The following is a 14,346-nucleotide window of genomic DNA, read 5'->3' on the forward strand; positions in this document are numbered from 1 at the left end:
GAGGTCTGCTATGGACTTAACGGGTTATAAACTGCTAGCTTTTGTTGATGAAGAATTTGAAGATTTAGAAATGTGGTATCCGGTTCTGCGCCTGCGGGAAACCGGTGCCGAGGTAGATCTGGCCGGACCTATTGCGGGACAGGTGTACAAAGGAAAGTATGGCGTTCCACTGGAGACGAATGTTTCTTTCGACGAGGTTAACGCATCGGATTACATTGGCTTGTACGTTCCGGGAGGCTGGGCCCCGGACAAGCTTAGACGCTATTCCTCGGTTCTGCAATTGACGCGTGAATTTCATGAGGCGGGCAAGCCGATTGCGCAAATTTGTCATGCGGGCTGGGTGCTGATTTCAGCCAAAATCGTTGAAGGCTACACAATGACTTCCACTCCTGGAATACGAGACGATCTGGAGAATGCAGGAGCGATATGGGTGGACGAGGAAGTCGTGGTCGACCGCAATATCGTATCCGGAAGACGCCCTCCCGATTTACCGGCCTTTGTTAAAGAATACATCCGAGTGCTGGGCGAGTACGCAAAGTAGAGTGAGAGCCTGGGGAATCCGGTGGATGCCGGCCATATTGTGGATGGCAGTTATTTTCTATTCTTCTTCGAGAACTGCGGATAGTATGAACACCTTGCTTCCGTGGTTTCAAAAAATCGTCCCTTCGATGCAAAGCTTTGATTGGGGACATTTTATCGCCTATTTCATTCTTGCTTTAACGTACTTGTGGGCACTGGATAACGGCAATCCGTCCTGGAAGATCAAAGGGATGGTCATTGCCATGTGCGTCGTGTACGGAATGACAGATGAGTTTCACCAGCTTTTTGTGGACGGCCGCCATGCGGATTGGCAAGATATTCGAAATGACGGCATTGGTGCTGCCATCGCTATGCTGTTGGTTTCACTTAAGCCGATCTCCCGTTTATACGGAAGACTGCCTCATTCCAAAAAGTGCTAAGCTTGTTGCGAGAGGATTTGTGGGTTAAAGGTAGAATACCAATGGAGTGGAAGAAACCCGACCGTACCGCACAAGAGGAGTGAACATATTGCAAAAGCAGTGCCATTGCGGGGAGACGATGACCGTCCAACTGCGAACCGTCATTTATGAGAAAAAAATCGAAATAGGCCATGTGCCGGTATATTGCTGTTCCGGCTGTTCTGCAAGCGTTGTGTATCCCGATGTAAAGAATGATTTGACCGAATTGATCGCCGGACTTCATCCTCCCTCTTCGGATAAGCTGAAGATCAGCTTTGAGGATGTTAATGAACTGGCTTATCTGATAAAAAAAGCAAGCGACAAGGAGCATTGGAACGAGCCGCTCCAACAAATTATCGACGACCGGATTAACGAGCTGCTTGATATGCTTCTGCTGGCACAGTCACTGCAGGATGGCCGCTGGGCAGAGCAAGTGAGGAACAAGCTGCGGCAAATCTCCAGCTATTCCCAATCGGTTAATTTTACATAATGTCCCTCAATCTGGAGAGGAAAGGGACAACTCTTTTAAAAAGCCAATGAAAAATTGGCTTTTTTCTTTCATTTTTGTTAGTATTAGTCCAACAGTATTGCGAGTTAAAATCAACTTACCAGCTCCGAGAAGCACAAGTTTTCGCAGAAAACAGGCTCCGGAAGCGTTAGTTTGCGAGGCAGGGGGGAATACTTCTACTGCCATTTGTGCTTCGCATAGCAGCTCGAGATCCATTTTGTACAGCCTAATAGTAATCTTTTCGAATGGGGAGAGGATTCCTGTGGAACAAGTTAAACAACTGAATACCGTGGAGGAATGGCAGGCGAAGCTGCAACAATCCTCAGATAAGCCTGTTTTCGTTTTTAAGCATAGCACCCGCTGTCCTGTAAGTGCCGACGCTTACGATCAATACTTAATCTATTTGAATCGGGAACCAAATCGGGATGTTGACTATTGCCTTGTCAAGGTAGTGGAATCCAGACCGGTATCGAATGCCATTTCTGAAGATTTGTCGCTGAAGCATGAATCACCTCAGGCTATATTAATCAAGGACGGCAAAGTAGCCTGGCACACTTCCCACTGGAGAATTACAAAAGAATCATTGCAGCAAAACGCAAAATAACAGAACCTGTGAAGACGACTTAGAGGTTTAGTTATGTCAGATATCGCACAAATCGACGCAAAAGCTAGGATCCGTTTGTAAAATGAATAAAATTATCGTATTATAAAGTTAAATGTGTAGGTTCGACTGGAAAATAATTCTAAATAGATGGAGCGAATGAAAGTGACCGTAACCATATATGATGTAGCACGCGAAGCTGGCGTTTCCATGGCTACCGTATCCAGGGTTGTTAACAACAATCCCAACGTGAAGCCACAGACTCGTAAGAAAGTTTTCGAGGCGATTGAAAGATTGGGCTATCGTCCTAATGCCGTAGCCCGCGGATTAGCGAGCAAGAAAACGACGACCGTCGGGGTCGTTATTCCCGATATTTCCAATATGAACTTTGCGGAAGTAGCGCGGGGCATCGAAGATATTGCGACAATGTATCACTATAACATCATTTTGTGTAATGCCGACAAGAAGAAGGATAAGGAAATCCGCGTCATTAATACACTGCTGGAGAAGCAAGTGGACGGGCTGCTCTTTATGGGCGGAACTGTGACGGACGAGCATATCCAAGCTTTCCGTACTTCTTCGGTGCCTGTCGTGCTTTGTGCAACTGCAGACGGTAACAATACGATTCCTTCTGTCGATATCGATCATGAGAAAGCTTCTCTTGACGCTGTCAAGCTGCTTATTGACCATGGGCACCGCAAGATCGGGATGATTAGCGGAACGCTTCAAGATCCTGCTTTGGGCTATGCCCGTTACCATGGATATAAGCAAGCGTTGGAGAATGCCGGAATTCCTTTCAATGAGAACTATGTACGGGTGGGGAACTATCGGTACGAGTCGGGAATAGAAGCGATGAAGTTTTTCCTGGACCTTGAAGATCGTCCGACGGCTGTGTTTGCAGCAACGGATGAGATGGCCATCGGTGCGATTCATGCTATTCAGGATGCGGGACTCAAGGTTCCTGAGGACATATCGGTCATCAGTGTCGATAACAGCCGTATAGCTTCGATGGTGCGGCCGCAATTGACGTCTGTCGCCCAGCCGATGTATGACATCGGAGCGGTTTCCATGAGGCTCTTGACCAAATTAATGAACAAAGAATCCACTGATCAGAATAAATATGTCCTCCCTCATGACGTCATTAAACGTCAATCGGTTGCGCAGAAATAAGTAAGGGTGTTCCTGTTAGCCGGACAAGTCCCTTGCATAGAGGTTGGATCGGCCAGCATATAGCCTTGGACATTAACGGCTCATTACAATAATGAGCCGTTAATGCTGCGTAGCGCTAAGCTTATGAATCTACAATAGCTGCAGCAGAGATATAGCGGGAGGAAGAGAAGAATGAAATATACAAGATTAGGTCTCATTGGAGCCATGGAGGAAGAAATCGAATGGTTTCATAGCGGGATGAAGGAAGTCGAGACTGAAGAGATTGCCGGGATTCGCTTTGCGGTTGGACAATTTGGCGGAGTGCCCGTCGTTGTCTGCAAATCGGGGGTAGGTAAAGTGAATGCCGCGGTTTGTACACAAATTTTGATCGATCGCTTTGGAGTGGATGCCATATTGTTCACTGGAGTGGCCGGGGCTCTGGATCCTAAGCTTAATATAGGAGATATCGTCGTTTCTACAGATTGCATGCACCACGATATGGATGTTACCGCACTCGGATTTGAACGTGGAGTTGTCCCTTATCAGAATAACTCGATCTACCGAGCTGACGAGATGCTGCATAAGCTGGCCTATGATTGCAGCTGTGAATTATTTCCGAATCGGACCGTCGGTGGCCGGATTTTATCGGGAGATCAATTCATCGCCGACCGCAAGATCGTCAACGAGCTTTATGAGAGCATGAACGGGGCTTGCACGGAGATGGAGGGAGCTGCGGTTGCCCAAGTGTGTGAGATGCATGGAATTCCGTTCGTCATTATCCGTTCCATGTCCGATAAAGCAGACGGCTCGGCAGATATTAATTTTGTTGAATTTACAAGACTCGCTGCGGAGAATTCGTTTAGAATAGTAGAGAAATTGTTGTCGAAGCTGGTCGAACAGCAATAAAAAGCTAAATAAGCTAATAAATCAGGATTTCCTCGGAGTCGGGGAAGTCCTTTTTTTCACAATAAAGCAAATAAGCAAACGTTTTTCTAACCATAAATTTGAAAAAAAATCTACAATATCTAAAATATGTTACCTATTCAAGCTTGGACATAAACCTTAGAATGAACACGACGACTTATGAAAACGCTTTAATTTCTATGAGTCGAACAAACCAATAGAGGAGGACAATGATGAAACGAATGTGGTCTGTTTGCTGGATTGGGCTGCTGGCGGCCTCTTTCCTGCTGCCTGCAACCGGCTTATCGGCACAGAACGACAGGATTGGGATTAACGCCGAAAGTCATTTTTCGGAAGCTACTACTATTATCGAGCCGATCGGAAGCGAGACGGTCCGAGTGAATCAGTTAGAAAACGCCAGCTTCGAGGTTCCCCCGGCGGCGACGGGAACTATTCCCGGGTGGAAACCGAAGGATACATCAGGATCTGTGAGCTTCGAGCTGTCCCGATCGGAAGGTACCTTCCTGGACGGTAAGCAGAGCCTGCATATTCAAGGTTCGAACGAAGATGAGCCGGCTCGGCTTTACAGCAAACCGATCCAGGTTGTCCCCGGCCAATTGGTTAAAGCGTCCGGGCAATTTCTGGTGAGGGAGGGCAGCATTGAATTAGCCATTCATGCCTATGCCGGTCCGGACGAATTAGCTGCTTCCCTTAAAAGCAATACTCTCGGGATAACCGGGGAAGGGTGGAGTGAAGAACAGCTGACTATGACGGTTCCCGAAGAGGCAAGCTGGATTCGCATCACCTTGGGGACGATTTCCGGGGAGCCGGCAGACGCTTTTGCAGACGCATTGGATGTAGATGCAGGAGTCACGCTGGAAATGAAGGATTGGGGTCCCCCAATCGAGACAGTTAGCGGGTCTCGTGCGGTTTTTGCGGAAGAGAACGGCAGGAACATCATGTATATGAATTTGAACGGATCTTCTGCACAACTGGCCAAAGTTGATCTGGATACATTGACCCTGGTAGATCAAGTTGCCTTGCCTGATACGATGCTGCGCGGCCTTGCTTTGGGAGCGGACGGAAACGTCTATATGGTTGGATACACTACGGGAAAATTACTTAAATATGATGTCCAAAGCTCTACAATTGAGGAATTGACTGTCGTTATGGCGGGACATAACGTCTTCGATCTGGTCTCCACCCCGGACGGGAAGCTTTATGGGGGAACCTATTCCAGACTAGAGCATGATTACGGTCGTGCTTTTGAATACGATATTTATACAGGAACATTTAAAGATATGGGAGTAGTGATGAATGGAATGAAATATATCCATTCCGTCGCTTACGATGAAGTAAACGATGCCGTCTATTTCGGATTAGCCACCGATGCGAATATTCGTAAATATGACCGAAAGCAGCAACAATGGTCCGGAGACTTTATACCGCTTCTGTATGAGGATAAAAATTTTACCGATCTCTACAAATATACATTTGATTTGGACGCTATAGATGGCTTGGTTTATGCCAGATTGTCGCAGCTAAAAATAGCGGGTGCCGGGACTAGCGTAGTGGATTTGGTTCTGGACCCGGCCCGTGATGATCAAATTATCGGCACCTTTCCTAATAATCAGGCTCGCGAAATTTCCCCGACTCGCGACGGAAAGGTCTACTTTCAATATTATACGAAATATGATGGGGAGAACGGTAATTGGCTTGCCTATTATGACCTTGAGGACCAGGAGGTACACTTAGTTCTTACTCCTGAGCCGGTCAGAATGGACGGACGATTTAATGAGTTTGACATTCTGCAACTGGATAGGGATGGTTATCCGGGGGACACGTTTGTCGGTCTGAGTGCGGAAGGAGCTTTATTTACCTATAATTTCGAAACAGGAAAAACGGAAAGTATATTATTGCCGGTCATAGCGGAGGCGGGAACCATTCATGCCACTGGAAGAGGCAATGATGGAACGATCTATTTCTCCGGTTATACCACTACAGGCTACGCCGTGTTCCGTCCATCCGAGCAAAAGCTGACTCAGTATACTTCAAGAACAATCGGAGCCAATAACTCCCTCTATCAGGGTGAAATGTTTATTCCTTACCAGGAAGATCAAGTCTTTATCCCCGTTTATCCGGGGGTCATTATGTATCGTTATGATCCGAATAAACCATGGAATCTTGAAGATCCATCGCAAATGATCAATCCCGTTAAATTATTCGGCTTGGATCAGGCCGGACCGGATAAGCAGGAGCGGGCTTATGCAGGAGAGGTCATAACGAGAAATGGCAGAGAGACTCTGGTAACCGTCACTACACCGGCAAGAGATACCCGTACCGGCGAGTTGGTTTTCTATGATTTGACGACTAAAGATCTGGAGAGATATAAACCGATCGAGAACCAAAGTATAGTATCGATGGCTTATAAAGATGGAATCGTATATGGGGGCTCTTCGGTATGGAACAGTTACGGAGATACGGGGCCTAACGAGCCGGAAGCAAAAATGTTTGTGTGGGATGTTGCTGCAAACCGGAAAATCAAAGAATTTGTTCCGGTGCCGGGTAAAGGGGCGATTACCAAGCTTATCGTAGGGCCGGACGGCTATATTTGGGGATTCGCAGACGGACATTTGTTTATATATGATACCGAGAAAGGAGAGGTGGTGTATAATGAACCTAAATTTGACATCACATACTCCAGCATCGTTTTTAGAGACGCCTTTTTGGAAATAAGCCCGGATGGGAATGTATACGGCACCATATCCGGACGATTCTTCATGATCGAGCCTGAGACTAAAAATGTTTATCTTATTCAGCCGAAAGGGAGAAGGTACCTGACCCAGGATAATCAAGGAAACTTGTTTATGATGGGGGAGAATCAGCAATTTCTGCAGGCTTCGAATGATTTAAGTTCCAGTGCGGATTTGATCAATGTCAAAGTCAATCATGAGTTTATAGAAGGCTTCGATCCGCAGCAAATGGAATACTCCATCGAATTGGAGGGCTCTTCGGGTGAATTTCCACTGCTGGAGCCAATCGCCAAATCAGGAGATGCGGCCACAGTTACCGTAACTAAGGCGGATTCCTTGCCTGGCACAGCGGAAATACGGGTTCAATCGGCGGGTGGACTTAATGAGAAGCTGTATATCCTGCATTTCACCTTAGCTTCTCAGCCGATTACTTTAGATTCGATAGCATGGCAACTGGAACAATATATTTCTTCCGGCGATGTAGTCGAGCCGCTCACGAACCAATTGCGCAACAGCTTGAAGCAAGCGGAACATCATGGAGACAAAGGGCACACCAAGCAAGCGTTGAAGAGCCTGGATGACTTCCTGAAGCATATGAACAATCCGGCCCATGAGGACAAAATATCAGAAGCCGCCAAGAATAAGCTGAATGCGGATGTGCAAGCTTTAATTTCAAGTATGGAATGAGTTGTTTAGTAAAATGGAAGCGGCCTTAGCCTGCCTTACGGGTTCCATGGGCTAGAGGCCGATAACGCAGCAATCCCTTGCCCAATATCATTTGGACAAGGGATTTTGTTTCATCCTTATTCATAGGCAAGGATGGTTGCCTGATCCTAAGATAAGGGGGCGGATTATGGATCTGACGGAGAATCAGGCAAATAAAGAAGAGCTACTTCCTTGGAATGTTTGTTATTAATATTAATTTCGTTGCGTCTTGGAATCGGCTCCCATTGCTCTACCGGATCCAACCAAGTGTCCGGAAGCGGGAAAGGGCTTTCCGGCTGCCACTGCTTCAACCATTCCTCGGGCAATGGAGTAAGCGGTTTCGATTGCAGCGTTGCTATTAACGGATGATCCGCCATGGTCATCCACAGCAGCGCCCATGCTCTCGGAACGACACGCCATATCTCATATCCTCCTCCTCCCAAAGCGATCCAACGGCCCTCGCAATATTGGTGGGCTACTTCATGAATCCAATAGGGCATCTGCAGGTAGATATTCATACTGCAGTGCATATGGGCTTGCGGATCGAAAGCGTGGGCGTCACATCCGTGCTGTGAAATAATAACGTCGGGTTTAAAATAATCGACGACTTTCAGAAGGACCTCCTTGAAGCCGTCCATCCAAGACTCGTCCTCAGTATACGGGTCCATCGGCAAGTTGATATTAGTGCCGAAGCCTTCTCCTTCCCCTCGTTCACCGGCAGCGCCAGTACCCGGAAACAAATATTTACCGGTTTCATGAATGGAGAACGTGCATACATTGGGATCCGAGTAGAATGACCACTGGACTCCGTCTCCATGGTGCACATCTGTATCGATATACAGCACTCGGGAATTATATTTATGGCGAAGATGTGCGATAGCTACAGACGCGTCATTATAGACGCAGAATCCGCCGCCTTTGTTAGGCATGGCATGATGGAGGCCGCCTCCAAGATGCAGAGCGTGATTTGCTTGTCCAGTCATAACAGCATCTACCGCTTCCAATGAGCCGCCGACAAGAAGGGAGGTCGTATCGTGCATCCCTTCAAAATAGGGTGTATCCTCGTCCATCAGCCCCCAGCGATCGGCTTCCTGAATCCATCTCTCCTCCGGATTCGGCAGGCTTAGCGCCTGAACCGCCGCGATATATTCAGGGAGATGGACTCTGCTTAGCTCCTCGATGGTGGCTTGTCGCGGCGGTATAATAGAATCATCCGGGAGAGCCCCTGCTTTAATAAGTAAGTCAACCGTAAGCTCCAATCGCTTCGGATTAAACGGATGATCATCGTTAAAACGGTAGCTTAGTTCCTCTTGTCCGAACACAAATTTAGCGTGACAACTCAAATTAGTTCCCCCTAGCGCCTAGTACATGAATCTCTGACGGAATCGGAGATGGTCGAATTTTTCGACCGACTCCAGACTGACGTCTTTTCCAACGCGTACCATCAGGCAGTTGGCCGGATGCGAACAAATTTCCGGATCGTCCGTAGCATACCATACCATATCTACACATTTCATTAATTCTTCCATCATTTCTCTGTACTGCCATACGTTTAGACCGCTGCGCCGAAGATCCCAGTGCCAATAATATTCCGTTGTATAGACGATCACATTTTCCAACTGACCGTCTTGAAAAGCCAGTTTGATCAAGCCTTTGGCCAATCCTAACCCACGGTAATCATTAGCTACTTCAATGGCGCCAAGCTCGACCAAATCCTCCATGTTACCGTCAGACCAGCGCTCCATTTCGTCGGGATAGTGGAAAGTTACGTAGCCTACAATGGTCATCTCATCACGAGCCACAATGATTCTGCCTTCCGGAAGACCGGCAATCTCGACTAAAGCTTCCTGTTGGTCTTTAGGCCTTCGAAAAGCATCCAGATCGGGATGCATGGAAAGTCGGGCTACGTTCTCTGGGGCGACAGGTCCTTCAATAATAATCTGTTTGCCATCGTAGTTCACAACGGTTGAATTGTAAATTTTGATATGCTCCATAGGGCTAGCAGCTCCTTTTTGTGGCCTCTCTTTACTTATAGCAAATTTTATTGTTTGTGAAAAGCGATACACGGTAGTGACAGGTTATGTTATAATAGAAATGTCATCAAGTTTTCATAATGTAGATATGAAAGCGTTACATTTCGTTAAGGGAGGCAAGGAGACCATATGGAACAACGTCAAGAAGAAATTTTGAAAGCAACCGCAGAGCATTCCAATTTGGGAGATTATGACCAAGCAAAGGAAAACTTTAACTGGGAACAGGTAGAGAAGCAATTTAGCTGGCATGAAACGGGAAAAGTGAATATAGTGTACGAAGCGATAGATCGTCATGCCGAGTCATCCAGGAAGGATAAGGTTGCGCTTATTTTCGACGATGGTCAGCGGAATGAGCAGTATACTTACGACGAAATGAAGAGAAAGACCAATCAGTTCGGGAACGTGCTTCGCAAGCACGGAATCAAGAAAGGCGATCGGGTATTTATCTTTATGCCGAGAACGCCGGAGCTGTATTTTGCGTTGCTTGGCGCAATCAAGATAGGGGCTGTCGTTGGCCCGCTATTTGAAGCTTTTATGGAGCAAGCGGTAAGAGACCGTATGGAAGACAGCGGAGGAGTGGCCATTGTGACTACACCTTCCCAACTGCCGCGAGTACCGGTCAAAGACCTTCCTGATTTGAAGCATGTCATTATCGTGGGAGACAATCTGGAGCTCGAACCCGGCCAACTCGATTTCCACAAGGAGATGGCGGAAGCCTCCGAAGCGCTGGATATCGAATGGGTGGACCGCGAGGACGGAACGCTCCTTCACTATACGTCGGGATCGACTGGCAAGCCTAAAGGCGTCTTCCATGTTCATAACGCGATGATTCAGCATCTATACACCGGGCAGATCGTCCTGGATTTGCGCGAAGATGATATATATTGGTGTGCAGCAGACCCAGGATGGGTGACGGGCACATCTTATGGAATCTTTGCTCCTTGGCTCAACGGAGCGACGAATGTGGTTCGCGGCGGCCGTTTCAGCCCGCAGGATTGGTACGGAACCATTCAGAAGTACAAGGTTACGGTATGGTACAGCGCTCCGACGGCTTTCCGTATGCTGATGGGCGCTGGGGATGAAATCGTATCCCAATATGATCTGTCTTCTTTGCGTCATGTGCTGAGCGTGGGGGAGCCTCTGAATCCGGAAGTAGTCCGTTGGGGAATGAAAACATACTCCCGCCGGATTCACGATACTTGGTGGATGACCGAGACAGGAGCCCAGTTGATCTGTAATTATCCTTCCATGGATATTAAGCCAGGCTCCATGGGTAAAACTATCCCTGGAGTAGAGGCCGCCATTCTGGATGATTCCGGGAATGTGCTTCCTCCTAACCGGATGGGTAACCTTGCGATCAAAACTCCATGGCCTTCCATGATGCGCAAAATCTGGAACAACCCGGCTAAATTCGAAGAATATTTCCGTTTTCCCGGTTGGTATATTTCGGGAGATTCCGCTTATGTAGATGAAGACGGTTACTTCTGGTTCCAAGGCCGGGTCGACGATGTCATTATGACAGCCGGTGAGCGGGTAGGTCCGTTTGAGGTAGAGAGCAAGCTGGTAGAGCATCCTGCAGTCGCAGAAGCGGGAGTCATTGGCAAGCCGGATCCCATTCGCGGAGAGATTATCAAAGCTTTCATCTCGCTGAGAGACGGCTACACTCCTTCAGAAGAGTTGAAGCAGGACATTGCCAAATTTGTTAAAGTCGGCTTGGCTGCTCATGCTGCCCCCCGCGAGATCGAATTTAAAGATAAGCTGCCTAAGACGAGAAGCGGTAAGATTATGCGCCGTGTGCTTAAAGCCTGGGAGCTTAACCTGCCCACAGGAGACTTATCCACTATTGAGGACTAATATATTAGGGTTTATGTTTTCCCTTGCCTTTTGAATACAAGGTGCAAGCGCGGACAGCGGCTGCACAGAACAACCCATGGATGACGTTCCATGGGCTGTTCTAATTGCCCGGTTTACTACAAGGACTAGCGGGCAACGGATGAATCATCTCGAAGATTGACAAGAACACGATCAGGGCCGCTGGGTTGAAGACTGCCCCCTTTGGGTTCAATACTTAGCCAAATTCCTTCCGCTTCACGAACCTGATTTTTCTGAGCGGTATAATATAATGACGCTTTTCCATTCGTTAATTTGAGTATACCGCTATTTCGGCGATCGTCCGCTTTGACGATCCATACCTGGTAGTCGTATTCCGGAAGAGGGGGGAGGCCCTCCACATGGATGAGCATTTCCCCGGATTCTGAATTAAGCCAGACATAGCCGGTAACTAAGTCGTGGGCAGACGCAGGCACATTATAGAGAACGGTTCCCGGACGGGTAACCAGCCTCAGCTCTGGCAGAGTGGCGGGTAAATCCCGATCTTGCAGCCACGGAACCGAATGCGGACGGAAGAGACCGATAAAGAGCAGGAGGGTCATAACCGCCGCGAGCATCGCCACCCCCCATCTTTTGCGAACAGAAATGGAGCTAATGATATCTTTAAACCGTTGCCACCGCAGTTTTCCTCTAATTCTTTTCTTGATTATGGAACGTGGTTGTTCCGCCCCGGCCGGAGATAACAGGGTTAACCATTCGTCATATAACTTGCGGCATGCCTCACAGGTATTTAAATGCTGCAGGCTATGCCGTTCCGCATGCTCCCCCCATCTTCCTTGAAGTAAATCTATTATTCGCTCTTCCGTAATACATTGCTTCTCATCATTATTTTCCATCCTCAACACCTCCCGGCTGTTCCAGCCACCCCATTTTGGCTAACTGCTTACGCAGGCTGGCAACACCATAACGGATCAGCGATTTAACCGTTCCGTGAGGCTTTTGCATCACAGCGGCAAGCTGTTTCTGACTTTGTTCATAAAAATACATCCCGATCAAGGCAGCCCGCTGTGTTTCTGGGACTTGATCTATCGCTTTATGGAGCGATTCTATCTGCCATTTGGTAATGGTGGATTCCTCCGCCGATCGTTCTGTCGGAAACCAGGAGGAAGAGCTTTCGACAAGCAATCTTCGCTGATTGCGGCGGATTCGGTCCAGACATCGACTTTTGGTCCTTATAGCAAGCCATGCCTCCATACTGCCGCGTTCCGGGTCATATTGCTCCGCTTTGTTCACGATTTCCAAGAATAGGTCATGACATACATCCTCTGCATCCATACGGTTCCCCGTTATTTTTAACGCGATTTGATAGACAAGCGGAACGTAACTTTCATAGAAAAGTTCAAAGGCCTCAAGCGAACCTTTACTCATTTCCTTCAGCAGGAGATGAGCCTCTTCTTGGGACAAAGACACGGTAAATCACCTTTCCATCAAATAATCGATATTGAAGAAGGACAGTCGGCTGCAAGTAATCATTTTCAACAATAAACGGTATTTCTTACCAAGGAGGTCCTTAATTATTTATGTAGCAAAAATGATGCAAAAGGGGAAGTATTTGGTTAAATTTTAAGCTTCTTTTAATGAAATTTTTATCTCCCTTTCATAAATCCGATTGCGAAGTTCATTCGTAGGATAGTTGATAAAGAATAAAGGGGGAAGAATTCATGCTTTGTTTTTGGCACAGCAAAGTGCGTTGGGTCAGCATTGTATTAATGGCAGCTATAGTTTTAATGGGGTTTGGCTCCGGACAGCTGTCGGCAGCGGGAGGAGTGACGCTTTATACACCTTATACGGATATTTCGGTCACTCCGGGAACGACGATCAAATACACCATCGATGTAATCAATGACAGCGGCAGTGTGCAGGATGTCGGCTTGCGGTTGGAGGATAACGGTGCCGGCTGGGAATACGGAATGACCTCCGGCGGCTGGAAAATCGAACAAATTTCGGTAAAGCCTAATGATTCCCATCAGGTTAATATGGAATTAAATGTTCCGCTGCAAATAGATAAAGGGGATTACCAATTCGTGCTGACAGCGGATGGATTAGCCAGCTTGCCGCTGACCGTACGTGTCTCTGAGCAGGGAACTTACCAAACAGAGCTGACAACCGAACAACCTAATATGGAGGGGCATGCCGAGTCTTCATTCAGCTTCAGCTATACTTTAAGAAACCGGACAGCGGAGAAACAGGACTATGCTCTTGTTTCACAAGCGCCCCGTGGATGGAATGTGCAATTTAAAGCCGACAGCAAGAGCGTAACTTCAGTAACGGTTGAGCCTGGGGAATCCAAGTCTGTGACAGTGGATGTTAAACCGCCAGACCACGTTCAGGAGGGCAGTTACCGTATTCCAATCTCAGCGGCTAACGGCAATACGGAGGCCAAGTCGGAGATGGAGATTGTCATTACCGGCTCTTATAAAGTGAGCTTAAGTACAGAAAGCGGGTTATTAAGCACGGAAGTTACGGCCGGCAGCAGCCGAAAGCTCGATCTCAAAGTAACGAATGAGGGTTCGGCCGATTTAACGGATCTGCAGCTCAATGCCCAAGCGCCGATTAATTGGGAAGTGAATTTCGAGCCCAAGTCGATTCCTAAACTGGAAGCCGGGCAATCGACGACAGTGACCGCTGAGCTTAAGGCTGACAAAAAAGCCGTTGCCGGTGATTATGTGACCAGCATGAGGGTAACCGCTCCAGAGGCTTCCTCGGACGCGAATTTTCGTGTAGCCGTAAAAACTTCTGTGCTCTGGGGATGGATCGGGGTGTTGATCATCGCTGCGGTTATCGCTGGAATTTATTACTTGTTCCGTACTTACGGGAGGCGGTAACT

General features: G+C 47.6%; 14 protein-coding genes. 9 read left to right on the forward strand and 5 right to left on the reverse strand.

Annotated features, from left to right (window positions below; translation table 11 throughout):
- The first annotated feature begins 10 nt into the window (after nucleotides 1-10).
- The 3 genes from KJS69_RS10390 (at nucleotide 11) to KJS69_RS10400 (ending at nucleotide 1,467) form a co-directional block, all read left to right on the forward strand.
- Nucleotides 11-541, forward strand: coding sequence for a type 1 glutamine amidotransferase domain-containing protein (locus tag KJS69_RS10390; protein ID WP_213583696.1), 531 nt, complete (start codon nucleotides 11-13; stop codon nucleotides 539-541).
- Between the two features lie 25 nt (nucleotides 542-566).
- The gene (locus KJS69_RS10395; RefSeq protein ID WP_213583697.1) at nucleotides 567-959 is read left to right on the forward strand and encodes a VanZ family protein; all 393 of its coding nucleotides are present in this window, start codon (nucleotides 567-569) and stop codon (nucleotides 957-959) included.
- Between the two features lie 88 nt (nucleotides 960-1,047).
- The gene (locus tag KJS69_RS10400) at nucleotides 1,048-1,467 is read left to right on the forward strand and encodes a hypothetical protein (protein WP_213583698.1); all 420 of its coding nucleotides are present in this window, start codon (nucleotides 1,048-1,050) and stop codon (nucleotides 1,465-1,467) included.
- Between the two features lie 6 nt (nucleotides 1,468-1,473).
- On the opposite strand, the gene KJS69_RS10405 is transcribed toward KJS69_RS10400, so the two are convergent.
- Nucleotides 1,474-1,701: a hypothetical protein gene (locus KJS69_RS10405; RefSeq protein ID WP_213583699.1), complete on the reverse strand. Its 228-nt coding sequence runs from the start codon at nucleotides 1,699-1,701 to the stop codon at nucleotides 1,474-1,476.
- A gap of 46 nt (nucleotides 1,702-1,747) precedes the next feature.
- On the opposite strand from KJS69_RS10405, the gene ytxJ reads away from it, so the two are divergent.
- From ytxJ to KJS69_RS10425, 4 genes are all read left to right on the forward strand, one after another.
- Nucleotides 1,748-2,089, forward strand: coding sequence for a bacillithiol system redox-active protein YtxJ (gene ytxJ / locus KJS69_RS10410; protein WP_213583700.1), 342 nt, complete (start codon nucleotides 1,748-1,750; stop codon nucleotides 2,087-2,089).
- Between the two features lie 162 nt (nucleotides 2,090-2,251).
- Nucleotides 2,252-3,256: a catabolite control protein A gene (gene ccpA, locus KJS69_RS10415; protein ID WP_213583701.1), complete on the forward strand. Its 1,005-nt coding sequence runs from the start codon at nucleotides 2,252-2,254 to the stop codon at nucleotides 3,254-3,256.
- A 171-nt stretch (nucleotides 3,257-3,427) separates the two neighbouring features.
- Complete coding sequence (locus KJS69_RS10420) at nucleotides 3,428-4,141, forward strand: 5'-methylthioadenosine/adenosylhomocysteine nucleosidase (protein WP_213583702.1); 714 nt, start codon at nucleotides 3,428-3,430, stop codon at nucleotides 4,139-4,141.
- Between the two features lie 227 nt (nucleotides 4,142-4,368).
- Nucleotides 4,369-7,578 (forward strand): FIMAH domain-containing protein, encoded by a 3,210-nt coding sequence (locus KJS69_RS10425; RefSeq protein ID WP_213583703.1) that lies wholly within the window; start codon nucleotides 4,369-4,371, stop codon nucleotides 7,576-7,578.
- Nucleotides 7,579-7,742: 164 nt separating this feature from the next.
- Here the strand turns inward: KJS69_RS10425 and KJS69_RS10430 are convergent, their stop codons facing one another.
- Both KJS69_RS10430 and KJS69_RS10435 read right to left on the reverse strand, forming a co-directional pair.
- Nucleotides 7,743-8,939, reverse strand: a complete 1,197-nt coding sequence (locus KJS69_RS10430; protein WP_213583704.1) for an acetoin utilization protein AcuC — start codon at nucleotides 8,937-8,939, stop codon at nucleotides 7,743-7,745.
- A gap of 18 nt (nucleotides 8,940-8,957) precedes the next feature.
- Nucleotides 8,958-9,590, reverse strand: coding sequence for a GNAT family N-acetyltransferase (locus tag KJS69_RS10435; protein WP_213583705.1), 633 nt, complete (start codon nucleotides 9,588-9,590; stop codon nucleotides 8,958-8,960).
- 168 nt (nucleotides 9,591-9,758) lie between these two features.
- On the opposite strand from KJS69_RS10435, the gene acsA reads away from it, so the two are divergent.
- Nucleotides 9,759-11,483, forward strand: coding sequence for an acetate--CoA ligase (gene acsA / locus KJS69_RS10440; RefSeq protein WP_213583706.1), 1,725 nt, complete (start codon nucleotides 9,759-9,761; stop codon nucleotides 11,481-11,483).
- A gap of 125 nt (nucleotides 11,484-11,608) precedes the next feature.
- On the opposite strand, the gene KJS69_RS10445 is transcribed toward acsA, so the two are convergent.
- Nucleotides 11,609-12,355 (reverse strand): anti-sigma factor domain-containing protein, encoded by a 747-nt coding sequence (locus KJS69_RS10445; RefSeq protein ID WP_213583707.1) that lies wholly within the window; start codon nucleotides 12,353-12,355, stop codon nucleotides 11,609-11,611.
- Nucleotides 12,345-12,929: an RNA polymerase sigma factor gene (locus KJS69_RS10450; protein ID WP_213583708.1), complete on the reverse strand. Its 585-nt coding sequence runs from the start codon at nucleotides 12,927-12,929 to the stop codon at nucleotides 12,345-12,347. Before KJS69_RS10450 ends, KJS69_RS10445 begins: the two co-directional genes overlap by 11 nt.
- Nucleotides 12,930-13,180: 251 nt before the next feature.
- Between KJS69_RS10450 and KJS69_RS10455 the strand changes: the two genes are divergently transcribed.
- Entirely contained in the window at nucleotides 13,181-14,344 is a 1,164-nt protein-coding gene (locus tag KJS69_RS10455) for a COG1470 family protein (protein WP_213583709.1), read from the forward strand.
- The last annotated feature ends 2 nt before the right edge of the window (nucleotides 14,345-14,346 follow it).

Source organism: Paenibacillus sp. J2TS4, from assembly GCF_018403245.1.
Lineage (GTDB): Bacteria > Bacillota > Bacilli > Paenibacillales > NBRC-103111 > Paenibacillus_L.

Coding starts and splice junctions, on each gene's coding strand:
- KJS69_RS10395 (WP_213583697.1), top strand. CDS start 567: ATGCCGGCCATATTGTGGATGGCAGTTATTTTCTATTCTTCTTCGAGA.
- KJS69_RS10445 (WP_213583707.1), bottom strand. CDS start 12,355: ATGGAAAATAATGATGAGAAGCAATGTATTACGGAAGAGCGAATAATA.
- KJS69_RS10405 (WP_213583699.1), bottom strand. CDS start 1,701: ATGGATCTCGAGCTGCTATGCGAAGCACAAATGGCAGTAGAAGTATTC.
- KJS69_RS10390 (WP_213583696.1), top strand. CDS start 11: ATGGACTTAACGGGTTATAAACTGCTAGCTTTTGTTGATGAAGAATTT.
- KJS69_RS10435 (WP_213583705.1), bottom strand. CDS start 9,590: ATGGAGCATATCAAAATTTACAATTCAACCGTTGTGAACTACGATGGC.
- KJS69_RS10425 (WP_213583703.1), top strand. CDS start 4,369: ATGATGAAACGAATGTGGTCTGTTTGCTGGATTGGGCTGCTGGCGGCC.
- KJS69_RS10420 (WP_213583702.1), top strand. CDS start 3,428: ATGAAATATACAAGATTAGGTCTCATTGGAGCCATGGAGGAAGAAATC.
- KJS69_RS10455 (WP_213583709.1), top strand. CDS start 13,181: ATGCTTTGTTTTTGGCACAGCAAAGTGCGTTGGGTCAGCATTGTATTA.
- acsA (WP_213583706.1), top strand. CDS start 9,759: ATGGAACAACGTCAAGAAGAAATTTTGAAAGCAACCGCAGAGCATTCC.